This is a genomic window from Bradyrhizobium sp. NC92, from assembly GCF_025200865.1.
Classification (GTDB): Bacteria; Pseudomonadota; Alphaproteobacteria; order Rhizobiales; family Xanthobacteraceae; genus Bradyrhizobium.
The window spans coordinates 2107786-2131770 of record NZ_CP104171.1; the positions used below are offsets into that span (position 1 = coordinate 2107786).

At 64.1% G+C, this 23985-nt stretch carries 21 protein-coding genes; 6 read left to right on the forward strand and 15 right to left on the reverse strand.

Translation table 11 applies throughout. The features are described from left to right. Positions 1 to 47: 47 nt before the first annotated feature. Genes N2602_RS09820 through N2602_RS09845 form a run of 6 tightly spaced genes read right to left on the reverse strand, consistent with a single transcriptional unit; the run spans position 48 to position 7528 of the window. A complete protein-coding gene (locus N2602_RS09820) occupies positions 48 to 860 on the reverse strand; it encodes an HAD family hydrolase (RefSeq protein WP_260382515.1) in 813 nt (270 codons plus the stop codon). Beyond that, entirely contained in the window at positions 857 to 1399 is a 543-nt protein-coding gene (locus N2602_RS09825) for a gluconokinase (protein WP_212254503.1), read from the reverse strand. The genes N2602_RS09820 and N2602_RS09825 overlap by 4 nt, the downstream gene beginning before the upstream one ends. Further along, positions 1386 to 2135, reverse strand: coding sequence for a 6-phosphogluconolactonase (pgl, locus tag N2602_RS09830; RefSeq protein WP_260383636.1), 750 nt, complete (start codon positions 2133 to 2135; stop codon positions 1386 to 1388). The genes N2602_RS09825 and pgl overlap by 14 nt, the downstream gene beginning before the upstream one ends. Beyond that, on the reverse strand, positions 2135 to 3646 hold the full coding sequence (zwf, locus tag N2602_RS09835; protein WP_172786878.1) for a glucose-6-phosphate dehydrogenase: 1512 nt from the start codon (positions 3644 to 3646) through the stop codon (positions 2135 to 2137). The genes pgl and zwf overlap by 1 nt, the downstream gene beginning before the upstream one ends. A gap of 29 nt (positions 3647 to 3675) precedes the next feature. After that, positions 3676 to 4665 (reverse strand): phosphogluconate dehydrogenase (NAD(+)-dependent, decarboxylating), encoded by a 990-nt coding sequence (gene gnd / locus N2602_RS09840; RefSeq protein WP_260383637.1) that lies wholly within the window; start codon positions 4663 to 4665, stop codon positions 3676 to 3678. Between the two features lie 13 nt (positions 4666 to 4678). Then, positions 4679 to 7528, reverse strand: a complete 2850-nt coding sequence (locus N2602_RS09845) for a bifunctional transaldolase/phosoglucose isomerase (protein ID WP_260382516.1) — start codon at positions 7526 to 7528, stop codon at positions 4679 to 4681. Between the two features lie 327 nt (positions 7529 to 7855). Here N2602_RS09845 and N2602_RS09850 point away from each other — a divergent pair, with 327 nt between their 5' ends. The 4 genes from N2602_RS09850 to N2602_RS09865 all read left to right on the forward strand — a co-directional run bounded on the left by N2602_RS09850 (position 7856) and on the right by N2602_RS09865 (position 13563). Beyond that, positions 7856 to 8479 (forward strand): STM3941 family protein, encoded by a 624-nt coding sequence (locus tag N2602_RS09850; protein WP_260382517.1) that lies wholly within the window; start codon positions 7856 to 7858, stop codon positions 8477 to 8479. A 297-nt stretch (positions 8480 to 8776) separates the two neighbouring features. Next, positions 8777 to 10720: a PrkA family serine protein kinase gene (locus N2602_RS09855; RefSeq protein ID WP_172786875.1), complete on the forward strand. Its 1944-nt coding sequence runs from the start codon at positions 8777 to 8779 to the stop codon at positions 10718 to 10720. Positions 10721 to 10750: 30 nt separating this feature from the next. After that, positions 10751 to 12028 (forward strand): YeaH/YhbH family protein, encoded by a 1278-nt coding sequence (locus N2602_RS09860; protein WP_172786992.1) that lies wholly within the window; start codon positions 10751 to 10753, stop codon positions 12026 to 12028. Continuing rightward, the gene (locus N2602_RS09865) at positions 12025 to 13563 is read left to right on the forward strand and encodes a SpoVR family protein (RefSeq protein WP_172786874.1); all 1539 of its coding nucleotides are present in this window, start codon (positions 12025 to 12027) and stop codon (positions 13561 to 13563) included. The genes N2602_RS09860 and N2602_RS09865 overlap by 4 nt, the downstream gene beginning before the upstream one ends. A 230-nt stretch (positions 13564 to 13793) precedes the next feature. On the opposite strand, the gene N2602_RS09870 is transcribed toward N2602_RS09865, so the two are convergent. The 6 genes from N2602_RS09870 to N2602_RS09895 all read right to left on the reverse strand — a co-directional run bounded on the left by N2602_RS09870 (position 13794) and on the right by N2602_RS09895 (position 16598). After that, positions 13794 to 14234, reverse strand: coding sequence for a DUF1801 domain-containing protein (locus N2602_RS09870; protein ID WP_260382518.1), 441 nt, complete (start codon positions 14232 to 14234; stop codon positions 13794 to 13796). Between the two features lie 11 nt (positions 14235 to 14245). Then, a complete protein-coding gene (locus N2602_RS09875) occupies positions 14246 to 14449 on the reverse strand; it encodes a hypothetical protein (protein WP_025034403.1) in 204 nt (67 codons plus the stop codon). 43 nt (positions 14450 to 14492) lie between these two features. Beyond that, positions 14493 to 14921 carry an SRPBCC domain-containing protein gene (locus tag N2602_RS09880; RefSeq protein WP_172786873.1) on the reverse strand — a complete coding sequence of 143 codons (429 nt, stop codon included), beginning with the start codon at positions 14919 to 14921 and terminating at the stop codon, positions 14493 to 14495. Further along, positions 14918 to 15241: a helix-turn-helix transcriptional regulator gene (locus N2602_RS09885; RefSeq protein ID WP_172786872.1), complete on the reverse strand. Its 324-nt coding sequence runs from the start codon at positions 15239 to 15241 to the stop codon at positions 14918 to 14920. Before N2602_RS09885 ends, N2602_RS09880 begins: the two co-directional genes overlap by 4 nt. A 246-nt stretch (positions 15242 to 15487) precedes the next feature. Beyond that, complete coding sequence (locus N2602_RS09890) at positions 15488 to 15937, reverse strand: DsrE family protein (protein ID WP_260382519.1); 450 nt, start codon at positions 15935 to 15937, stop codon at positions 15488 to 15490. A 40-nt stretch (positions 15938 to 15977) separates the two neighbouring features. Beyond that, positions 15978 to 16598 (reverse strand): hypothetical protein, encoded by a 621-nt coding sequence (locus N2602_RS09895; protein ID WP_172786870.1) that lies wholly within the window; start codon positions 16596 to 16598, stop codon positions 15978 to 15980. Positions 16599 to 16900: 302 nt separating this feature from the next. On the opposite strand from N2602_RS09895, the gene N2602_RS09900 reads away from it, so the two are divergent. Both N2602_RS09900 and N2602_RS09905 read left to right on the forward strand, forming a co-directional pair. After that, a complete protein-coding gene (locus N2602_RS09900; protein ID WP_172786869.1) occupies positions 16901 to 18466 on the forward strand; it encodes an SUMF1/EgtB/PvdO family nonheme iron enzyme in 1566 nt (521 codons plus the stop codon). A 16-nt stretch (positions 18467 to 18482) separates the two neighbouring features. After that, complete coding sequence (locus N2602_RS09905; RefSeq protein ID WP_172786868.1) at positions 18483 to 18977, forward strand: DUF4399 domain-containing protein; 495 nt, start codon at positions 18483 to 18485, stop codon at positions 18975 to 18977. Here N2602_RS09905 and N2602_RS09910 read toward each other — a convergent pair whose 3' ends face one another. From N2602_RS09910 to N2602_RS09920, 3 genes are all read right to left on the reverse strand, one after another. Continuing rightward, positions 18978 to 20033 carry a 2-oxoacid:ferredoxin oxidoreductase subunit beta gene (locus N2602_RS09910; RefSeq protein ID WP_025034408.1) on the reverse strand — a complete coding sequence of 352 codons (1056 nt, stop codon included), beginning with the start codon at positions 20031 to 20033 and terminating at the stop codon, positions 18978 to 18980. It abuts the gene before it with no gap. A gap of 186 nt (positions 20034 to 20219) precedes the next feature. Then, a complete protein-coding gene (locus N2602_RS09915) occupies positions 20220 to 22067 on the reverse strand; it encodes a 2-oxoacid:acceptor oxidoreductase subunit alpha (RefSeq protein ID WP_172786867.1) in 1848 nt (615 codons plus the stop codon). Next, complete coding sequence (locus N2602_RS09920) at positions 22037 to 23836, reverse strand: FAD-dependent oxidoreductase (protein ID WP_260382520.1); 1800 nt, start codon at positions 23834 to 23836, stop codon at positions 22037 to 22039. The genes N2602_RS09915 and N2602_RS09920 overlap by 31 nt, the downstream gene beginning before the upstream one ends. Positions 23837 to 23985 lie beyond the last annotated feature (149 nt).

Genomic DNA, 23985 nt, shown 5'->3' on the forward strand with positions numbered 1-23985 from the left:
GTTGGGGAGAGGGCTCTCTCCGCTGGGCGAGAACCCTGGCAGCCCGTCTAGCCAACCCCATTCCGCGTCAAGATCATCTCCATCGCCTCGGCAAAGCCGTCCTGCTCGTTGCTCGCAGTGACATGCGTGGCCTCGTCCTTGACGTTGTCGGCGGCGTTGCCCATCGCGATCGAGGTGCCGCTGACGCGGAACATCGCGAGATCGTTCTGCATATCGCCGATGGTGGCAACCGCGTCGGTCGAGATGCCCAAGCGCTGGGCCATGGCCTGCACGAACGTGCCCTTGTTGAAGCCGGGCGGGGTAACGTCGAGATAATAGGTCTGCGAGCGCACCGCGGTGGCCTCACTGCCGAGCGCCTCCTGCATCGCCTTCTCGCAAGCGGCGAGCCCGACCGCATCGGCGCTGGCGCCGACGATCTTGCAGGCGCTCGCAAGATACGGCGAAAAGTCGGTCACGATGGTCGGATCGGCGCGGATCGTGTGCTGCTCGTGCGCGACGTAGCTGCCGCTGGGATTGTCGATCAGCCATTTGTCGGTGGTGAACAGCCAGATGTCGGCGCCGTAGTCGCGCAGGATCTGCAAGGCGCGCCCGGCCGCGCGCGCCGGAATCAGGTGCTGCTCGACCGGCCGCATCTCGGGATCGACGATCGAGGAGCCGTTGAACGGGCCGACCGGCAGCCACAGCGCCAGCGGCTCGATCAAAAAGCGCATGCCGATCGCCGGCCGGCTGGAGGTGATGGTGAAGCCGATGCCGGCCTGGTGCAGCCGCTGCACCGCGCGTCTTGCGCGCTCGGTCAGCGTCTTGTCCTTGGTCAGCAGCGTGCCGTCGACGTCGGAGACCACGAGTGAGATTTGCGTCATGGCAAGACCTTGGGTATTGCGCCGCCCAGCTTCAATTGCCGCACGATGCCGTCCACGATCGCCTCGACGGTCTCGTCGATCGAGACGGTGATGACGTGCTCGCCCGCCTCCGGCGGCTCCAGCGTCTCGAACTGGCTGGTCAACAGTCCGGGCGGCATGAAATGTCCCTTGCGCTGCGCGAGCCGTTCGGCGATCAGCTCCTTGGTGCCCTTCAGGAACACGAAGCGGACGTCGTCGCGGCCGCGCAGCAGCACGTCGCGATAGGCGTGCTTCAGCGCCGAGCAGGCGATGATGACGTGCCCGCCGCGTCCGCACACCAGCGCGATCTCGTCGGCGATGGCATTCAGCCAGGGCCAGCGGTCCTCGTCGGTGAGGGGATGTCCGGCTCGCATCTTCTCGACATTGCTGGCGGGATGGAAGCTGTCGCCGTCCTCGAAACGCCAGCCCAGGCGCTCGCCGAGCGCCTTCGCAACCGTGCTCTTGCCCGAACCCGACACGCCCATCACGATCAATGCACAAGGTGCTTCAGCGCGGCCCACGAATTTCCTCCGGAAGCGCGGCCTTGTCGACCAGCCAGACGGTCTCGCCGTTCGAGCGCGCGCGTAAGGCCGGCAGATTCTCGCCATTGACGAGGCGCGTCAAGATCGGCTGCTTGTCGTGCCCGGCAATCTCGAACAGCATCTCGCGGCAGGAGGCCAAAGCGGGCAGGGTGAGCGAGACCCGCGGCACGAACGGCGCGACGTTCGCCTTGGGCACGCCGACGACCCAGCATCGGGTCTCCTCGATCTCGGGGTAACCGGGAAACAGCGAGGCGGTGTGGCCGTCCGGCCCCGCGCCCATCAGGACGAGATCGAACAGCGGGCGGGCCGGATCGAGCTGGTCTGCGCCATAGAAGGCCTGCAGCTCGCGCGCATAGCCCGCCGCGGCGGCATCGGGATTGTCAGCCGTGGTCGGGATCGGGTGGATATGGCCGGCGGGCGCATCGCGGTCGAGAAAGGTCGCGCGCGCGACCGCCATGTTGTTGAGGGGATCGCTTTCAGGCACGAAGCGCTCGTCGCCGATGAACCAGTGCACGCGGTCCCACGGAATCCTGCTGCGCCAGGCCTCGCTGCCGAGCAACTGATACAGCTTCTTCGGGCTGGAGCCGCCGGTGAGGCAGACCGCGATGCGGCCGGGATTGGCCGCAATCCGCGCCATCACCCGTTCGGCCGCGGCGCGGGCGAGAGCTTCGGCATCGGCCTCGACGATCAGCTTCGGCTGCTCGGCCAGAGCCATCACGAGTACTTCCGCCAGCTGCGCCCGTCGCGCCGGAGCAGCTCGTCGGCGCAGGCAGGGCCGTCGCTGCCGGCTTCATAGGTTTCGATGCCGTTGGTGCCCGCGCTCTTCCAGGCGTCCAGGAACGGCTGCACGGCCTGCCATCCGGCCTCGACACCGTCCGCGCGCTGGAACAGGATGTTGTCGCCGATCATGCAGTCGTAGATCAGCGTCTCGTAGCCGGTCGAGGGATCGGCGCGGAAATAGTCGCCGTAGCGGAACTTCATCTCGACACCATCGATGGTGACGCTCGGCCCCGGGACCTTGGCGTTGAACTGGAGCTCGATCGTCTCGGTCGGGGCGATGCCGATGGTGAGGAAGTTCTGCGACAGCCGGTCGACGTCCGTGCCTGAAAACATCGACAGCGGCGCCTGCTTGAACTTGATCGCGACCTCGGTGCGCTTGTGCTTGAGCGCCTTGCCGGTGCGCAAATAGAACGGCACGCCGGCCCAGCGCCAATTGTCGATCATCAGCTTCAGCGCGACATAGGTCTCGGTGGTGCTGCCAGGCTTGACGTCCGCGGTCTTGCGATAGTCCGTGATCTCGTCGTCGCCGATGCGGCCGGCGAGATATTGCGCGCGCACCGAATTCTTCAGCGCCTCTTCCCGGCTGGGCTGCTGGATCGCGGTGAGCACGTCCGCCTTCTCGGAGCGCACGGAATGTGCGTCGAAGCGGGCGGGCGGCTCCATCGCGACCAGCGACATCAGCTGGAACAGGTGGTTCGGCACCATGTCGCGCAGGGCGCCGGTGGCATCGTAGAAGCCGCCGCGGTGGCCGACGCCGAGCTTCTCCTCCACGGTGATCTGGATGTGGTCGATGTGGTTGCGATTCCAGATCGGCTCGAACATGCCGTTGGCAAAGCGCAGCACCAGGATGTTCTGCACCGTTTCCTTGCCGAGATAATGGTCGATCCGGTAGATCTGGTGCTCGTCCATGATCTTCAGCAGCTCGGCATTCAGCGCGCGGGCCGAGGCAAGGTCGGTGCCGAACGGCTTTTCGATCACGAGCCGCCGCCAGGCGCCGTTCTCCTTCATCATGCCGGTGCGGCCGAGCTCCCGCGCGGTCGGCGCGAACGCGGCGGGCGGCGTCGCCAGATAGAACAGCCGGTTGCCGCCGGTGTCCTGCGCGCATTCCAGCGAATCCAGATGCTGGTGCAGGCGATCGAAGGAGGGCGGATCCTTCGGATCGGCCTCGACGAAGGTCACGCATTCCAGCAGCCTCGTCGCGATGTCGTCGTCGACGGGGCGCGTCGCAAATTGCCGCAAGCCCTTCAGCAGGCTGTCGCGCAGCTCCTCATCGGACTGGCCCCTGCGGGCGACGCCGACGACGCAGAATTTTTCCGGCAACAGATGCTCGGCGGCCAGATTGTAGAGCGACGGCATCACCAGACGATGGGTGAGATCGCCGGTGACGCCAAAGATGACGAAGGCGCAATTTTCCGGCTTGCGCTTTGGCTGCGGGTCTTTTGTCACGAATAGTCGGCCTTCGCTTGGTTCACTCGTTACTTTGGCTTCGCCGCGCCCGGCTCCTTGTGCCCGCCGAACCCTGCACGCATCGCGGAGAGAATTTTTTCGGCGAAGGTGTGTTCCTTGCGGGACCGGAAACGTGTGTAGAGCGCCGCGGTCAGGACCTCGGCCGGCACGGCCTCGTCGATCGCGGCATTCACGGTCCAGCGTCCTTCGCCGGAATCCTCCACGAAGCCGGAATATTCGGCAAGCTGCGGACTGTCGGCGAGCGCAGTCGAGGTGAGGTCGAGCAGCCAGGATGGAATCACGCTGCCGCGCCGCCACACTTCGGCGATGTCGGCGAGATCGAAATCGTAGCGGTGATCCGCCGGCAGGGCCTCGATATTGGCGTTCTTGAGGATGTCGAAACCTTCGGCATAGGCCTGCATCAGGCCGTATTCGATGCCGTTATGGATCATCTTGACGAAGTGCCCGGCGCCGACGGGGCCGGCGTGAATGTAGCCGTGCTCGATGCGGGGATCGCGGCCGTCGCGCCCCGGCGTGCGCGGAATGTCGCCGGCGCCCGGCGCGAGCGCCGCGAAGATCGGATCGAGCCGGTCGACCACCTGCTTCTCGCCGCCGATCATCATGCAGTAACCGCGGTCGAGCCCCCAGACGCCGCCCGAGGTGCCGACATCGACATAATGGATGCCGCGCGCCTTCAGCGCCTTGCCGCGGCGGACGTCGTCCTGCCAAAAGGTGTTGCCGCCGTCGATGATGACGTCGCCTTCCTGCATCACGCCGGCGATCGTCTCGATCGTGGTCTCGGTGATGCGTCCAGCCGGCAACATCACCCAGGCCGTGCGCGGCCGCTCCAGCTTGGCGACGAACTCTTCCAGCGTCGCCGAGCCGACCGCGCCGTCTGCGGCAAGGCCGGCGACGGCCTTCGCATCCTTGTCGTAGACCACCGTCGAATGCCCGTGGCGCATCAGGCGGCGAACGATGTTGCCGCCCATTCGGCCGAGGCCGATCATGCCGAGTTGCATCTGCATCATTCCTTTAGTTCAGCGCGTCGTTGAGCGCCGCATTGAGCGCGGCGAGGCCTTTCTTGAGCCCGCCCTTCAGGTGCACGCGCAACGCGCGCCGGCCGCGCTCCGTCAGCACGTCGAAATCGCCGCGCGCCTGCGCCGCCTTGATCACGCCGAAGCTCGCCTTCTGGCCCGGCACAGGCAGGTCCTTGGCATCGTCCGCGGTGATCTGGAGGAACACGCCGCTGTCGGGCCCGCCCTTGTAGGCCTGTCCCGTCGAGTGCAGGAAGCGCGGGCCGAACTCGGCGCAGGTCGCGACGTGCCGCTTCTCGCGCACCTCGAGCCGCATCGCCTGGAGCGCGTCGATCGTGGCCTTGTCGCGCGCGATGTAGCCGAGCAGGGCGACGTAGTCTCCGTCGCCGGATCGCGACAGATGCGCCTTCAGCCAGGAGCTGAGATCGCCATTGGCGCCGGCGGCGCGCAGCGCCGTGGCATTGGCCTCGTCGGTGTAGAGATCGGCGTCCTTGGTGCTGACCACCGGCTCTTCTGCCGGCAGCTTGCCGGTCTTCTCGAACGCGGCCGTGAGCTCGCGGGTCTTGATCTTGGCCGCTTCCACGTCGGGCTGGTCGAACGGGTTGATGCCGAGAATGCTGCCGGCCACGGCGGTTGCCATCTCGAAGCGGAAGAATTCCTGGCCGAGATGCTCGATCGACTTCATGACGATCCGCACCACGGGATGACCCGCCGCCTCGATCGCGGCAAGCTGGGAATCGTGTGCGGCGTCCGCTTCGCCTTCGACACGGATGTCGATGAAGAAGCGGTCGTTGCCGTAGACGGAGGGATCGCCCAGCGGCTCGCCCTCGATCGGGATCAGGCCCTTGCCCTCCTTGCCGGTCGATTCCGCGATCAGCTGCTCGGCCCAGGCGCCGAAATCGGCGATCTTCTTCGACGCCAGGATCGTCACCTTGTCGCGGCCTTCGAGCCCGGCGAGACCCATGGCAAGGCCGAGCTGCACGCCCGGATTTTCGGACGGCGGCACGTCCGGGCCGCAGGAGCGGGCCATCGCCAGCGCATGCTTGACGAAGGTCTTGACGTCGATGCCCGCGGTCGCCGCCGGCACCAGCCCGAACGGCGAGAGCACCGAATAGCGCCCGCCGATCGAGGGCTCGCCATGGAAGACGCGGGCATAGTTCAGCTGCTTCGCCGCCTTCTCCAGCGACGAGCCGGGATCGGTCACCGCGATGAAGCGATGGCCGGTCTTCACCTTTGCCCCCACCGCCTTGGCGACCTGCTCGTGGAAATAGTCCTTCATCGCGTTCGGCTCGGTGGTGCCGCCGGACTTGCTGGAAACGATGAAGACGGTGTTGGTGATGTCGATCTTCGCCTCCATCGCCCGCACCTGCGCCGGGTCAGTGGAATCGAGCACGTGCAGCTTGGGGAAGCCGGGCTTCTTGCCGAAGGTCTCGGCCAGCACCTCGGGGCCGAGGCTGGATCCGCCCATGCCGAGCACGACGGCGTCGGAGAATTGCTGGCCCTTCACGCGGCCGGCATAGTCCTCGTAATCGGCAATGTCGGCCTGGTGCGGACTGTCGAGCCAGCCCAGCCATTTGTCCTCGTCCGCACCGGTCCAGACCGATTTGTCGCGCTGCCACAGCCTGCGGATCCTGGCCGATGCCCGCCACTCCTCGGTGGTCTTGGCCAGCGCCTTGCCGAGCCCGTCGCCCAGCGAAAGCTGCTGGCGGTCGAGTGCGGGCCCGAGCACGACCGCGCGCTTGTGGGCGACGGCGCCGTAGAGCTTGTCGGCGGCATCCGCAAACAGCTTGACGCCGTCCTTGACCAGCTCCTCGGTGATCGCATCGAGCGAGATGCCGGAGCGCTCCAGCTCCTCCAGCACGCGCTTCGCGTCCTCGACATTCTCCTCCAGGCTGTCGCGCGGCCTGCCGTGGTCGCGGAACGCATCCAGCGTTGCCGGCGGCACGGTGTTGATGGTGTCGGGACCGATCAGCTCCTCGACGTAGAGGACGTCGCTGTAGTCCTTGTTCTTGGTGCCGGTCGAGGCCCACAGCATGCGCTGCGGCTTGGCGCCCTTGGCGGCGAGCTTCTCCCAGCGGGGGCCTGAGAACAGGCGCTTGTAGTCCTGGTAGGCGAGCTTGGCGTTGGCGATCGCGACCTTGCCCTTGAGCGCGGCGAGTCGCTCCTTCTCGGACGGATCGTTGGCGCGGGCGATCTTCTCGTCCAGCTGCTTGTCGACCACCGAATCGATCCGGCTGACGAAGAAGCTGGCGACGCTGGCCACGTGCGAGGGATCGCCGCCGCCGGCGACGTAGGTCTCGAGACCGGCGATGTAGGCCTCCGCCACCTCGAGATAGACGGCCTTGGAGAACAGCAGCGTGATGTTGATGCTGATGCCCTCGCTGATCAGCTGCTCGATCGCCGGCAGACCCTCTGGTGTCGCCGGCACCTTCACCATCAGGTTCTTGCGACTAACGTCCTTCCAGAGCCGCCGCGCCTCCGCGATCGTGCCTGATGTGTCCGTGGCGAGATAGGGCGACACCTCCAGGCTGACATAACCGTCGCCGCCTTTGAGGCGGTCATAGACCGGGCGCAGCACGTCGGCGGCGTTCTGGATGTCCTCGACCGCGACGGCCTCGAACAAATCGGCCACATTGCGGTCGCCGCGCTTCAGCGCCTTGCCGATCGGGGCGTCGTATTCGTCCGAGCTGCCGATCGCCTTCTCGAAGATCGATGGATTGGAGGTGACGCCTTTGACGCCGTCGGTGTCGATCAGCCGCTTCAGGTCGCCCTTGGCGATGAAGCCGCGGGCCAGGAAGTCGAGCCAGACCGCTTGTCCGTGCTTTTCCAGTTCTTTGACGGGATTCATGATGCTTATTTATCTCCAAGCCTGCGGGCGAGGGGTTTTCGCGCCGGTCCTGACGCGCTATCCTCTAGCTTACATGCACCCGGGAGGGAACCAATCAAGGGTATGGGAGTCATACCCTCCAGTGTAACTCCGTCGCGATCATGGCGATCCAGGCGGGCAGGGCTATGTTGCGTAAAAGTCGTTGGCCAGAGGACAGGGCCGAGGTCTCCTTGCGTAATGTCAGCCGTCGCGCCTCGTCGGCCAGTGGTTGCGTAGAGTGCCACCGGCGGATTTCGATCCGCCGTCGCATCGTGGCTCGGCCGCGAATGGCCATGCTGGGGGAAGAGCATGTACGCCAATAAGAAGAAGGGTCTGGCCGTCGCCGACAGCCAGCCAGCGGTTGCGTCGGTCAGCATCGACGCATCGCGCGATCTCGAAATCAACCGCTGCGTGACGCAGCTGCGGCTGCTGGTCGCGGCGGGCTTTGCCATGACCCTGCTCAGTGCGAGCCTTGCCTTCGACTGGTGGGACGGGCCCGGCGGCTACGATACGATGGTCGGTTATGCCGGCGTCGTCGTGTTTGGCCTGGTCACCTCCTGGCTGATCTGGATGCTTCCCGCCGAACGAGGAGCGGTGGTGGTCGTCACCCCCTACGGCATCCGCGATCTCCGTATCGGCAATGAATTTCTCCTCTGGGAATCGATCGCGGAGATTTCGGCTGAAGAAAGCCGCGGCCACAAGGCGATCGTGCTCACGCCCTCGCCGGCGCTGCAGCGCCAACTGTCCGCCATCCCGACCCTGGCCCGTCGCGCGCAGGATGGCCGCATCGTCATCCGCTCGGAGGGCCTGGCCACCGATTTTGATACATTGCTGCGCGCTTGTCGCGACTTCCACGCTGGCACTAGCGCGCGCACCGCATTGCAGCAGGAAGATGAACGGCGGCCGCAAGGCTTCGCCGTACAAGCGTCATAAGATCGCCGCTCCCGGACCGCTATGCTGCATCGCCGGATGGGGTCATATCCGGGAACGCCCGGATGTGGCGACCGAGTGACATTTTCTGGAAATGAGCCAGAATAGACAGAGATTCGCACAAATTACAGGCATGTGCCTGTTCGTAACTCATGAAGTGCCTACGTTGTGCGTTGCGTCGAGTTGGCACCCGGGTGTCCAATGATCGTCATGTGCTCACGCTGATTCGAAACGGCCTGAGGAACGCTCCGGTAACTGCTTTCGTTTCAGCTTGTAGCGGAACTCACGCGGAGAGGGATCATGTACAACGATTCTCTATTCAACGCTTTCGCTCGGTCGTTCGAGGCGAGAAGCCAGCACGACATGTCGATGGCGGAATATCTGGAATCGTGTCGAAGCGATCCCATGAAATACGCGAACGCGGCCGAACGACTCCTAGCGGCGATCGGTGAGCCCCAGACGATTGACACGGCCAAGGACCCACGCCTTGGCCGTATTTTTTTGAACCGCACCATCCGCACCTATCCGGCCTTCGCCGGCTTCTACGGCATGGAAGAAACCATCGAGCGCATCGTCGGTTTCTTCCGCCACGCGGCGCAAGGTCTCGAAGAGCGCAAGCAGATCCTCTACCTGCTCGGCCCGGTCGGCGGCGGCAAGTCCTCGCTCGCCGAGCGACTCAAGTCGCTGATGGAAGTGCAGCCGATCTACGTGCTCAAGGCCGGCGACGAGCTCTCGCCGGTGTTCGAGAGCCCGCTCAGCCTGTTCGATCCCGATCAGCTCGGTCCGATGCTGGAGGAGAAGTACGGCATTCCGCGCCGTCGCCTCACCGGCCTGATGAGCCCGTGGTGCTACAAGCGGCTCGAAGCGTTCGGCGGCGACATTTCGCAGTTCCGGGTCGCCAAGATCCAGCCCTCGCGGCTGCGCCAGATCGCGATCGCCAAGACCGAGCCCGGTGACGAGAACAACCAGGACATCTCTTCGCTGGTCGGCAAGGTCGACATCCGCAAGCTCGAGACCTACGCCCAGAACGATCCCGACGCCTACAGCTATTCCGGCGGCCTCAACCGCGCCAACCAGGGCGTGCTCGAGTTCGTCGAGATGTTCAAGGCGCCGATCAAGATGCTGCACCCGTTGCTGACCGCAACCCAGGAAGGCAATTATATCGGCACCGAGAACATCGGCGCGATCCCGTTCACCGGCATCATCCTGGCGCACTCGAACGAAGCCGAGTGGGCGAGCTTCAAGGCCAACAAGAACAACGAAGCCTTCATCGACCGCATCTGCGTCATCAAGGTGCCCTACTGCCTCAGGGTCACCGAGGAGCAGAAGATCTACGAGAAGCTGATCCAGGGCTCCGAGCTCGCCGCGGCTCCTTGCGCGCCATCGACGCTGGAGACGCTGGCGCGGTTCTCGGTGATGTCGCGCCTGCGCAAGCATGAGAACTCCACCCTGTTCGGCAAGATGCGGGTCTACGACGGCGAGAGCCTGAAGGAATCCGATCCGAAGGCGCGCAGCGTCCAGGAATATCGCGACGCCGCCGGCGTCGACGAGGGCATGGACGGCGTCTCGACCCGTTTCGCCTTCAAGATCCTGGCCGCCACCTTCAACCACGATCCGCAGGAGGTGGCCGCCGACGCCGTGCATCTGATGTACGCGCTCGAGCAGGCGATCCGCCGCGAGCAGCTGCCTGAGGAGACCGAGAAGCGTTATCTCGAATTCATCAAGGCGGATCTGGCGCCGCGTTATGCCGAGTTCATCGGCAACGAGATCCAGAAGGCCTATCTCGAATCCTACTCGGATTACGGGCAGAACCTGTTCGATCGCTACGTCGACTATGCCGACGCCTGGATCGAGGACCAGGACTTCAAGGATCCCGACACCGGCCAGCTGCTCGATCGCGAGCTTTTGAACCAGGAGCTGACGAAGATCGAGAAGCCGGCGGGCATCGCCAACCCCAAGGACTTCCGCAACGAGGTCGTCAAATTCTCGTTACGGTCGCGGGCCCAGAACGGCGGCAAGAATCCGACCTGGACCTCCTACGAGAAGATTCGCGATGTGATCGAAAAGCGGATATTCTCCCAGGTCGAGGACCTGCTTCCGGTCATCTCCTTCGGGTCGAAGAAGGACGGCGAGACGGAGAAGAAGCACGGCGAGTTCGTCGCACGCATGGTGGAGCGCGGCTATACCGAACGTCAGGTTCGCCGGCTCGTCGAATGGTACATGCGCGTGAAGCAGGCCGGTTGAGGCGGATGGGAGGCGAATGGTAAAGTGCCCATTCACATTATTGACAGGCGCCTGAATCCAGGCGGCAAGAGTCTTGAGAACCGCCAGCGGTTCTTGCGTCGGGCCAAGTCCCTGGTGCAGGGCGCCGTCAAGAAGACCTCGCAGGAACGCGACATCAAGGACGTCCTGGAGGGTGGTGAGGTCACGATCCCGCTCGACGGCATGCACGAGCCGCGTTTCCGCCGTGAAGGCGGGACGCGCGACATGGTCCTGCCCGGCAACAAGAAGTTCATCGAAGGCGACTATCTCCAACGCTCCGGCCAGGGCAGCGCCAAGGATTCCGGTCCCGGCGAAGGTGACAGCGAGGACGCCTTCCGCTTCGTGCTGAGCCGCGACGAGTTCGTCGATCTGTTCCTCGACGACCTCGAGCTGCCGGATCTCGCCAAGCGCAAGATCGCGCAGACCGAGAGCGAAGGCATCCAGCGCGCCGGATACACCATGACCGGCTCGCCCGCCAACATCTCGGTGAGCCGGACGGTGAAGCTCGCGCTCGCCCGCCGCATCGCGCTGAAGCGCCCGCGCAAGGACGAGATCGAAGAGCTGGAAGCCGCGATCGCGGCCTGCACGGACGAGGACGAGCGTGCGGCTCTCGTGGCCCAGCTCGATGCGCTGAAGGCAAAGTCGAAGCGCATCCCCTTCATCGATCCGCTCGACATCCGCTACCGGCGCTTCGAGACGGTGCCCAAGCCCGTCGCGCAGGCGGTGATGTTCTGCTTGATGGACGTCTCCGGCTCGATGTCCGAGCACATGAAGGATCTGGCGAAACGCTTCTACATGCTGCTCTACGTGTTCCTGAAGCGGCGCTACAAGCACGTCGAGATCGTCTTCATCCGCCACACCGACCGTGCCGAGGAGGTCGACGAGCAGACCTTCTTCTACGGTCCGGCCTCGGGCGGCACGCTGGTCTCCAGCGCGCTGCAGGCGATGCACGAGATCGTGCGCGAGCGCTTCAATCCATCGGACTGGAACATCTACGCCGCGCAGGCTTCCGACGGCGACAATTCCTATTCCGACGGCGAGCTCACGGGGCTCCTGCTAACCGAGAAGATCCTGCCGGTCTGCCAGTTCTTCGCCTATCTCGAGGTCGGCGAGGCCGGCGGCAGCGCCTTCGATCTCTCCGACTCCTCGCTCTGGAGCCTCTATGAGCGCCTGCGCAACAGCGGCGCGCCGCTCTCGATGCGCAAGGTCTCGGAGCGCAGCGAGATCTTTCCGGTATTCCACGATCTGTTCCAGCGCCGCGACACTGCCCAGGAGAAGGCCGCTCCATGACGGAACGTTTGTTCGAAGGCGCCGATTGGGATTTCCACACCTTGCAGCGCATCACCGATGCCTGCGAGGAGGTGGCGTTGAAGGATCTCGGCCTCGACGTCTATCCGAACCAGATCGAGGTGATCACCGCCGAGCAGATGCTGGACGCCTATTCGTCGGTCGGCATGCCCTTGTTCTACAAGCACTGGTCGTTCGGCAAGCACTTCGCCTTCCATGAGGCCTCCTACCGCAAGGGCCTGATGGGGCTCGCCTATGAGATCGTCATCAACTCCTCGCCCTGCATCTCCTATCTGATGGAGGAGAACACGGCGACGATGCAGACACTGGTGATCGCGCACGCCGCCTTCGGCCACAACCATTTCTTCAAGAACAATTATCTGTTCAAGCAGTGGACCGATGCCGACGGCATCCTGGACTATCTCGACTTCGCCAAGAACTACGTCATGCAGTGCGAGGATCGCTACGGCCGCATCGAGGTCGAGCGCACGCTCGATGCCGCGCACGCGCTGATGTCGCACGGCATCGACCGTTATCCCGGCAAGAAGAAGCTCGACCTGCGCGCCGAGGAGAAGCGGGCAGGGCGCCGCCGCCAGCACGAGGAGGAGGTCTTCAACGATCTCTGGCGCACGGTGCCGAAGGGCGCCGCCAAGAGCCGGTCCACGCTCAGCATCGAGCGCCGCCGCAAGCTGCTCGGCCTGCCGCAGGAGAATTTGCTCTATTTCCTGGAGAAGAGCGCGCCGCGGCTGGCGCCCTGGCAGCGCGAGCTGCTCCGCATCGTCCGCCACATCGCGCAATATTTCTATCCGCAGAGCCAGACCAAGGTCATGAACGAGGGGACGGCGACCTACGTCCACTATCGCATCATGACCAAGCTGCACGAGCAGGGTCGCATCAGCGACGGCAACTTCCTGGAATTCCTGGGGTCGCACACCAACGTGGTGTTCCAGCCCGAGTTCGACGACCCGCGCTTCTCCGGCTTCAACCCTTACGCGCTCGGCTTTGCGGTGATGCAGGACATCGAGCGCATCGTCACCAATCCGGAAGACGAGGACCGCGAGTGGTTCCCCGACATCGCCGGCAAGAACGACGTCATGGGCGTGTTGCGCGACGTCTGGGCCAATTACCGCGACGAAAGCTTCATCGGCCAGTTCCTGAGCCCCAAATTGATGCGGCACTTCCGCATGTTCCACCTGCACGATGATCCCGAGGAGCGTGCCGGTATCCGCGTCGATGCCATCCACGACGAGCGCGGCTTCCGCCGCGTCCGCCGCGAGCTGGCACGGCAGCACGATGTCGGCTTCATCGACGCCAATATCGAGGTGGTCGACGTCGATCTCTCCGGCGACCGCCGCCTGATCCTGCATCACCACGTCATCAAGGGCTCGCAGCTCAACGAGACCGACGCCAAGCGCGTGCTGCAGCACCTGGCCGACCTCTGGACCTACGACGTCGCGCTGATCGAGGTCGACGCCAACGACAAGGTCTTGCGCGAATACGTCGTCAGCCCGCGCCCGATCCCCGCCGCGGTGGCGTGAGGCTGTCTCCTCTTTTGAAGTGAAGTTCGCGCGCCGAAGACGGTGCGCTCCCTCCCTCGCTTGCGGGGGAGGGCTGGGAGAGGGTGTCTCCGCAGTGGGGCTCCCCAGAGGAGAGAGCCCTCTCCCGGCGCGCGGACGATGCTTCGCATCGCCCGGAACGCGCCGACCTCTCCCGCAAGCGGGAGAGGTGGAGCCCGCGGCGGCTCAAGAGAAGACGTTGGGCATCGCGCCTAGGCTAATCGCTTTCCCGGCTTCTTCGCCTTGCTCGCATTCAGCTCCACCGCCGCGCGGATCAGCGCCTGCAACGCCTTCTCGTTGACCTTGTCGCCCTCGCGGATGTCGATCGCGCGGCGCACATTGCCGTCGAGGCTGGAATTGAAGAGACCTGCGGGATCGGCCAGCGCCGCGCCCTTGGCGAAGGTCAGCTTCACCACCTCCTTGTAAGTCTCGCCGGTGCAGATGATGCCATCGTGCTCCCAGACGGGGACGCCGCGCCATTTCCACGCCTCGACGACGTCAGGATCGGCTTCCCTGATCAGGCCGCGGATTCGCGCGAGCATCGCGCCGCGCCAGTCGCCGAGCTCCTTGATCCGGCCGTCGATCAGCTTCGATGGCGAAGCGTTGCCTGCTTCCTTCGCGCTGCTCGTCTTCGCCGCCACGGGCTTCTTCATCATGGCCTCGTTCACGCGTTGCTGCGGCCGCGATAAGGCAGCGCGAACAGATACAGCCCGGTCGCGAGCAGCGGAATCAGCGGCACCAGTGCCAGGAAGCCGATCCACACGGCCTGGACCTGCATCGTCATCGCCACGATGTTGGCGATGACGGCGAGCGTGAAAGCCATCGACAGCCAGCGGTGAATTTGCCGAATCCACATCTGCGTGCTCATTGGGGACCTCCTGTTGGATTGATCGAAATGGACGCCGGCGGAGCTAGCTCGCCCGGGCCAGCAAATCGTCCAGCTTGGCCAGGAACTGCTTCCAGCCGGCATGCGCGCCGCCGAACGCCTGCTTCTGCGTCGGGCGGAAGCCCGCCTGCTCGACGCGCAGATGCGTACCCGCGCTGGTCGGCGTCAGCGTGAAGGTGACGATGCTTTTCAGATCGAAGGCGGCGTCCTCATGCGAGAAATTCCAGGTGTAGGCCAGCGTCTTCTGCGGCTCGATGGTGAGCACCTCGCAATCCAGCACGCCGCCCCACTCGCCGCGCAGGTTGAAGCGATGGCCGACGACCGGCTTGAAGTCGTTCTTCATCAGCCATTCCTCGATCAGATGCGGCTGCGTCAGCGCGCGCCAGAGCCGCTCGGCGGGATAAGCAAATTCGCGCTCGATGACGACGGAGCGCGTCTCGGCGGGTTCGTTCATTGGTCCATCCTCTTCAGGAGATCGTCGAGAGCGTCGAGCCTTTTCTGCCAGAACCCGGCCATCTGGCCGGTCCAGTCGATCAGCGGATTGAGCGCACCGGGCTGCGCGCTGTAATGGGTCTGCCGTCCTTCATGGCGGTCGCGCACCAGGCCCGCCTGCTTCAACGCGCCGAGATGTTTCGACACCGCCGGCTGGGACACGCCGGATCGCGCCGTCAGCGCCCCGACCGTCTGCTCCCCCTCGCGGCACAGCCGTTCGAAGATCGCCCGCCGGGTCGGGTCGGCGAGCGTCCTGAACAGGAGGTCGGGGGTGGAGGGCATGCGGGATCCATAACTAGGAAGTTATGGGTTTATGCATAACCGTAGAGTTATAGGTTAGTCAAGTGCGACGGGAGGATACAGCGACGGCTGGCGCAGCCCTCTCCACGTCATTGCGAGGTGCCCTTGCGACGAAGCAATCCAGTCTGCCTCCGCGGAGAAACTCTGGATTGCTTCCGCCTTCGCTAAGGCTTCGGCGGACAAGTCGCTGCGCTCGCAATGACGGGGAGTGGCGGCGCCGTGCCCGGCCTACGGCCGGAGATACAAATACCCCTGCGATTGCAGCTCGGCCAGCCGGACCACGCCGCCCTTCTCGGCGTTGACGAAACCCGGCAGCAGCTCGTTGAGCGTGACGTTCTGCGCTTTCATCGTGTTGCCGCAGGCGGCGAGCTCGACGCCGTCCTTGGAGAAATCGCCGACGCGCTTGCTGACATCGGGATTGGCCTGCGCCGAGTGAAACGCCTTCAGCGCCGGGCCGTGGATCACCAGCGCGATCGTCACATGCTCGGGGCCGCCGACGCCGTCGATGTGGTTCTGGATGTTGCCGAGCACGAAATTGACCTTCTCGGCATCGCTGAGGTGGTAGACCACCTTCAGCTTGGCGCCGATGCCCGCCTCCGTTGCGGCTATCGCGCTGGAGGCGCCGAGCGCTGCACCCAGTGCCGAGATGGCGCTCCACAAGATGTTCCGGCGGTTCATGGCGATTTCCTTCGACGAGGCCAAATTTGCCGAAGGCATATCACTTGTGGCGTAGCGCCGCGAGTTCCTTGCGATCGGTCACCAGCGAAGCGCATTCGCTGTTGTCGGTGCGGTCGAGGCGGAAGATCTTGTCGTCGGCGCCGGCCGTCAGCGAATGCTCGGCATCGTCGTCGGGCTTGTTGTTCTGCCAGACGCGCACCCGTTCGAGCCGGACGATCGCCGACTTGTCGTCCTTGGAGAGCGCAACGCCGATGCCGCCGCCCTCGCAATCGACGCCGCAGCCGAGCCGCACCTCGTTGCCGCTCTTGGTGAACACGGCGTGGTTGCACGAGCCGCTGGAATCGAAATCGCCGCTGCGATGACGGTACCTGAAGCCGAGGCGGAAGGAGTTGTGGAGCTCCTTGTCCTCCTTGTCGACTTCCGCCGAGACCAGCAGCTTCATCGAAGCGACCTTCTGCTTCGGGTGCCGCGCCAGATGGTCGGCATCGTAGCGGCGGACGAAGCAGGCATAGGCCTTGTTGCCGGGGGCGCCGGCATACATGCGCGTATTGAACGTCTCTGCCTCGGCCTTGCTGGCCTCGCGAATATCGTCGCCGTCCTCGGCCCGGGCAGTGCCGATGAATGCAGCCAGGGCGAGCGGAAGGACAAGGGCAAGCTTCATGATCGCACCGAACGCCTGATGGGCATTGGCCCGCCATCCGCGGGCCGGTCTGTCATTGGTCGCAGGCGCAGTGGAGCGCGTTCAACCGCCGCACGTCGCTCGATGTCGGGCAGCGGCCACGGCGGGCCTTAGTCACCACTCCAATCGAGAAGGTTCAACGGGTGCGACGACTTGATTCCTCGGAACCCGACGCCGGTGCTTGCTGCGACATTGTCTCGTTTCGTCAATGTGGTAGCCTTCACAGACGACCGCCTTTGGCAGTCGTAGGCTGGGGCTGCCTTGTAAGTTTGTGGAGTCCCCGCATGGGTGAAATTCGCAACTTCAGACCCGGAAATCCCGATGAGCCGCCGCCGCACAGCGGACTGCCTCGTCGTCTCGCCGCGATCATCGTCGGTGACATCGCCTCCTACAGCCGGTTGATGCAGGCCGACGAGGAAGGCACGCATGCCCGCGTCAAGCGGATCGAGCGCGACATCATCCAACCCAGCATTGTCGAACACCATGGAAGTCTGGTGAAGACGACCGGCGACGGCTTCATCGCCATTTTCGACAGTCCCGTCGAGGCCGTTCGATGCAGCATCGTCATCCAGCAAAATCTCGTCGGTCGCAACGCCTCGATTCCCAAGCATTCCAGGCTCGAATATCGGATTGGCGTCAATCTCGGTGACGTCATTGTGGAGCCGGACGACATTTATGGTGACGGCGTCAACATCGCCACGCGTATCGAGGGCATCGCAGAGCCGGGGCAGGTCTACATATCCGGGGCGATCTACGAGCAGATCAAGCACAAGATCGTGTGCGGTTATGAGTCGCTCGGCGACCGCAAGGTCAAGAACATCACCGATCCCGTGCGCGTCTATCGCGTGCTGCCGGATGCAGATGCCGTCGGCAAGACACGAAGCCGGCGCGAGAACGTCCTGCTCATTCTTCTGATCACGGCATTGCTGGTGATTGCCGGCTACGTGCTTTGGTACGTGCTGGTGCAGCACCGCAGCCAGGTGGGGCAACAGGCTGCCGCTCCCCCGATCGCGGCGCCGTTGGCTTCGCCGACGCCGCAATCCGTTCCGTCGTTACCGAGTCCGGCAGCACCGGCGCCACAAGCCGCACCCGCGGCTTCTCCGGTGCCCACAACGGTGCCATCGCCCGCAGCATCGCCTTCACCGTCTCCGGCATCCAGTCCATCGGTGACGCCGGTCCGGGAACCCGAGATGATCGCCATTCGCGGCGGCAGCTTCGCCATGGGAAGCAACGACGATCCGACCGAGCGTCCCGTCCACCAGGTCACGATCAAACCGTTCTCGATCGGAAAATATCCGGTCACGGTGCGGGAGTGGAACGAATGCGCGGCCGCGAAGGCTTGTGCTTTCACCGCGACCGGCAAGGACGACGCGCCGGTCAGCAATGTGAGCTGGACTGACGCGCAGCAATATGTGGCGTATCTCTCCAAGGCGACGAAGAAGCCGTACCGACTTCCGAGCGAGGCCGAATGGGAATACGCGGCGCGCGGCGGTACGCAGACAAAGTATTGGTGGGGCGACAAGCTCCAGCCTGGCATGGCCGGATGCAAGGATTGCGGCGACCTCGCAGCCGAGCAGCCGGCGAAGGTTGGCAGCTTCAAGCCCAATCCCTTCGGGCTCCACGACATGGGCGGCGGCGTCGACCAGTGGGTCGAGGATTGCTGGCACAAGAATTATCAGGGTGCACCGGTCGACGGTTCGGCATGGACCGGCGGCGACTGCTCATCGCACGTCCTGCGCTCGGGCTCCTGGAAGAACGATTCGAGATACGTGCGGCCATCCAACCGCGATGGCTATGATACCAACGTCCGTTACCCCACGCATGGATTCCGTGTCGCGCTCACTCCTTGAGGCTGGAGGAGGTTTGATGAAAATCATTCGCTGCGCCGCGCTGGCGGCGGCGCTCGCATTGCCGCCAGGTGTTTTGGTGGCAAGTGTTTTGCTGTCAGGTGTTTTGCTGCCAAGCCCTGCTTACTCTCAGGGCAAAACCGCTCCCAAAGACGCAAAGCTCTATTTCATCACCCCGCAGGACGGGCAGAAGATCCGAGGTGGGTTCTGGGTCCGGTTCGGTCTGCGCAACATGGGCGTGACGCATGCCGGCGATGACTACCAGAACGCCGGTCATCATCATCTGCTGGTCGACGTCAACGAGCCCATCGACACCAAGGAACCGATCCCGCAGGACAAGTCCCATCTGCATTTCGGGGCAGGGCAAACCGAAACGTTTCTCGAGCTTCCGCCCGGCACGCACACGCTGCAACTGGTGCTGGGCGATGCGAAGCACTACCCCTTCGATCCGCCCGTCGTGTCTGACAAGATCACCATACGAGTCAGGCAGCCCGTTTCAGTCCGGCGCCGTTGATCACCGCAGGCTGGCGTTGATCTTGTCCAGCACCGCCGAACCCGGGCAGAGCGTGTCCGCCTCCAGCGCGTTGAGCGGGGTCTCGACCGTATTGAGATGCTCGTGCAGGTCGTCGGCATCGGGATCGACGTACAGAAGACCGGTGACGATCTGGCCCTTGGCGGCGTGCCGCGCGAGGAAGGTCTGGGCGCCGAGACGGTCATGCGGATCGTAGTCGGCGTCGATCTTGCGCAGCGCGATCTTGCTGCCGTCGTGCTGCTCGACCACCTGCACCGTGCCAGGCGCGTAGTCCACCGCGATCGGGTCGCGGCCGACCAGCACGTCGAGCCGGTTCACGGCGTCGTTGTGCTCGCGGACATAATCGAAGCTCTTGGTCGAGCCGGCATGGTTGTTGAAGGCGATGCAGGGGCTGATGACGTCGATGAAGGATGCGCCCTTGTGGCCGATCGCGGCGGCGATCAGCGGCACCAGCTGGCTCTTGTCGCCCGAGAACGAGCGCGCCACGAAGGTGGCGCCTAACTGCAGCGCGATCGCGACGAGGTCGATGGCGTTGTCGGTGTTGGTGACGCCCTTCTTGCTCTTCGAGCCGCGGTCGGCGGTCGCCGAGAACTGGCCCTTGGTCAGGCCGTAAACGCCGTTGTTCTCGACGATGTAGGTCATGTTGACGCCGCGCCGGATCGAATGCGCGAACTGGCCGAAGCCGATCGAGGCGGAATCGCCGTCGCCGGAGACGCCGAGATAGATCAGATCGCGGTTGGCGAGGTTGGCGCCGGTGAGCACGGATGGCATGCGGCCGTGCACGGAGTTGAAGCCGTGCGAATTGCCGAGGAAATAGTCCGGCGTCTTCGACGAGCAGCCGATGCCGGAGATCTTTGCCACCCGATGCGGCTCGATCGACAGCTCGTAGCACGCTTCGATGATCGAAGCCGTGATCGAATCGTGACCGCAGCCGGCGCACAGCGTCGAGATCTTGCCCTCGTAATCGCGATGCGTGTAGCCGAGCGCGTTCTTCTTCAGGCCCGGATGATGGAATTTCGGTTTTGCGATGTAGGTCATGAACGTTTCTCTCTGCTCCCTCTCCTCGCGGTATCTTCTCGCGAAGAGAACGATCGAATAGTCCCCCGCTGTATCCACATCGTCATTGCGAGGAGCCCTTGCGACGAAGCAATCCAGAGTCTTTCCACGGAGGCAGTCTGGATTGCTTCGCTGCGCTCGCAATGACGATGTGGATGCGATTTACCATCATGACACGGCCTTGCGGAGCGGGGTCACCTTGAGGTGGTCCTGGTGGTCGCCAATGGCTTTGGCGATGAAGCGGGCGGTGATCGGCGTGCCGTCATAATGCACGATCGGCACCAGACGGACGGGATCGATGCCGTTCTCGTTGACGATGAGCTGGCGCAGCTGGCTGTCGCGGTTCTGCTCGACGACATAGACGAAATCGTGCTCGGCGAGGAAGCTGGCCACACTCGAATGGAATGGGAAGGCGCGGATGCGCATCCGGTCGAGCTGATGTCCGCGCGCCTCCAGAAGCCCTATTGCCTCGTCCATCGCCGGCGAGGTCGAGCCGAAATAGATCACGCCATACTTGGTCGGCCGTTCCGCATTGGCCTGCAGCGGCCGCGGGACGAGGTCCTGCGCGGTTTCGAACTTGCGCACCAGGCGCTGCATGTTGTCGGCGTAGACCGTGCCTTCCTCGGAATAGCGCGCATAGCGGTCGCGCGATGTGCCGCGGGTGAAGTAGGAGCCCTTGGTCGGATGCGTGCCGGGATAGGTACGGTAGGGAATGCCGTCGCCGTCGACGTCGAGATAGCGACCGAAGTCGCGGCCTTCCTCCAGCATCTCCGCCGTCATCACCTTGCCGCGGTCGTATTGCCGCGCATCGTCCCACTTCAGCGGACGGCAGAGCCGGTGGTTCATGCCGATGTCGAGGTCGAGCATCAGGAAGATCGTGGTCTGCAGACGCTCGGCGAGATCGAAGGCGGCAGCCGCGAACTCGAAGGCCTCGGCCGGGTCCTCCGGGAACAGCAGCACATGCTTGGTGTCGCCATGCGAGGCATAGGCGCAGGCGATGATGTCGCATTGCTGGGTGCGGGTCGGCATGCCCGTGGAGGGGCCGGCGCGCTGGATGTTCATGATCACGGCCGGAATCTCGGCAAAGTACGAGAGGCCGATGAACTCCGTCATCAGCGAGATGCCGGGCCCCGAGGTCGCGGTGAAGGCGCGGGCGCCGTTCCAGGAGGCGCCGATGACGATGCCGATCGAGGCCAGCTCGTCCTCGCCCTGCACGATCGCGTATTTCGCCTTGCCGGTTTCAGGATCGTGCCGGTACTTCTTGCAATGGGCGGTGAAGGCCTCCGCCACCGAGGATGACGGCGTGATCGGATACCACGCACACACGGTGGCGCCGCCATAGACCGCGCCGAGCGCGGCGGCGCTGTTGCCTTCGATGAAGATGCGGTCGCCGACCTTGTCTGATTTCTTTACCCTGAGCCCGATCGGGCATTTCAGGTTCTGCAGCGCCCAGTCGCGGCCGAGATGCAGCGCGTGGACGTTGGAGGACAAGAGCTTCTCCTTGCCCTTGTACTGCTCGCCGATCAGCTGCTCGATCAGCTTGGGGTCCATGTCGAGCAGTGCACTGAGCGCGCCCAAATAGATGATGTTCTTGAACAGCTGGCGCTGGCGCGGATCGGTATAGGTCGAGTTGGTGATGGCGGTCAGCGGCACGCCGATCACGGTGATGTCGTCGCGGAATTTGGTCGACGGCATCGGCTTGGTGGAATCGTAGAACAAATAGCCGCCGGGCTCGATACCGGCGACGTCCTTGTCCCAGGTCTGCGGGTTCATCGCCACCATCAGGTCGACGCCGCCGCGGGCGCCGAGATGGCCTTCTTCCGTCACGCGCACCTCGTACCAGGTCGGCAGGCCCTGGATGTTGGAGGGGAAGATGTTGCGCGGGGACACCGGCACGCCATGGCGCAGGATCGCACGCGCGAACATCTCGTTGGCGCTGGCCGAGCCCGAGCCGTTGACGTTGGCGAAGCGGACGACGAAGTCGTTTACGCTGCTGAGCGGCTTTTTGTCGGACATGTCGAACCTGCGTGGATCATATCGATGAAATATTTCTGCATGTCCCAGGCTCCGGTGGGACAACGCTCGGCACACAGCCCGCAATGCAGGCAGACATCCTCGTCCTTCACCATTACGCGCCCGGTCTTGAGATCGCTGGACACGTAGAGGTCCTGGTCCGGGCGCGGCGAGGGCGCCTTCAGGCGCTGGCGCAGGTCGCTCTCTTCGCCATTGTCAGTGAAGGTGATGCAGTCCATCGGGCAGATGTCGGCGCAGGCGTCGCACTCGATGCAGAGCGAGGTCGAGAACACGGTCTGCACGTCGCAGTTCAGGCAGCGATGCGCCTCGCCCAGCGCGAGCTTGACGTCATAGCCGAGCTCGACCTCGGCGCGGATGTCCTTCAGCGCAACGACTTTGTCGCGATGCGGCACCTTGTAGCGCTTGTCGTTGGAGATGTCGTTGTCATAGCTCCATTCGTGGATGCCCATCTTCTGCGAGGAGATTTGCACCTCCGGCAGCGGGCGCTCGGTGATGTCCTCGCCCGACAGCATCTTGTGGATCGACAGCGCGGCGTCATGGCCGTGCGCGACCGCCCAGATGATGTTCTTCGGGCCGAACGCGGCATCGCCGCCGAAGAATACTTTCGGATTGGTCGAGGCGAAGGTCTTCGGATCGACCTTCGGCATGTGCCATTTGTCGAACTCGATGCCGCAATCCTGCTCGATCCAGGGGAATGCATTCTCCTGACCCACCGCGACCAGCACGTCATCGCAGGGAATGGTCTGATCGGGATCGCCCGACGGCACCAGATTGCGGCGGCCCTTGGCGTCGTATTCGGCTTTGACGTGCTGGAAGGTGACGCCGATCAGCTTGCCGGCGACATGCTTGAATGACACCGGGACCATGTAGTTGAGGATCGGGATATCCTCGTGGATCGCGTCTTCCTTCTCCCAGGGCGAGGCCTTCATCTCCTCGAAGCCGGAACGCACGACCACCGTGACCTTCTCGCCGCCGAGCCGGCGTGCGGTGCGGCAGCAGTCCATCGCGGTGTTGCCGCCGCCGAGCACGATGACGCGCTTGCCGATCTTGTCGACATGGCCGAACGACACGTTGGCCAGCCATTCGATGCCGATATGGATGTTGCTAGCTGCTTCCTTCCGGCCGGGAATGTCGAGCTCGCGGCCGCGCGGCGCGCCGGAGCCGACGAAGATCGCGTCGTATTTCTCCGCGAGCAGCGCCTTCATGCTGTCGATGCGGTGACCGCCCCTGAACTCGACGCCGAGGTTCAGGATGTAGCCGGTCTCCTCGTCGATCACCGAATTGGGCAGGCGAAATTTCGGGATCTGCGTGCGCATCATGCCGCCGGCTTCCGGGTCGGCATCGAACACGGTGCAGTGATAGCCGAGCGGCGCAAGATCGCGCGCCACCGTCAGCGAAGCGGGACCGCCGCCGACCAGCGCAATGCGCTTGCCGTTCTTCGGGCCGGGCTTCGGCAGACGCTGCTTGATGTCGTCCTTGAAATCCGCTGCAACGCGCTTGAGGCGGCAGATCGCGACGGGGGTTTCCTCGACGCGGCCGCGCCGGCAGGCCGGCTCGCATGGACGGTCGCAGGTGCGTCCCAGGATTCCGGGAAACACGTTCGATTTCCAATTGATCATGTAGGCGTCGCTGTAGCGGCCTTGGGCGATCAGTCGGATGTATTCGGGAACCGGGGTGTGCGCAGGACAGGCCCATTGGCAATCGACCACTTTGTGAAAGTAGTCGGGGGCCGCGATATCGGTCGGTTTCATTCCTACCCTGTCCGCGCAGGCTCAAAGACCCCGCGGCCTTTTTTGTTGAGCTTGGCGAGCGCTTAACGCGCTTCGATCTGGTTTCTGAATGACGTCATTGGGTTAGCTTATTAGAACCGTTCCGAAGTACAACGGCAAATTTGCCCGCT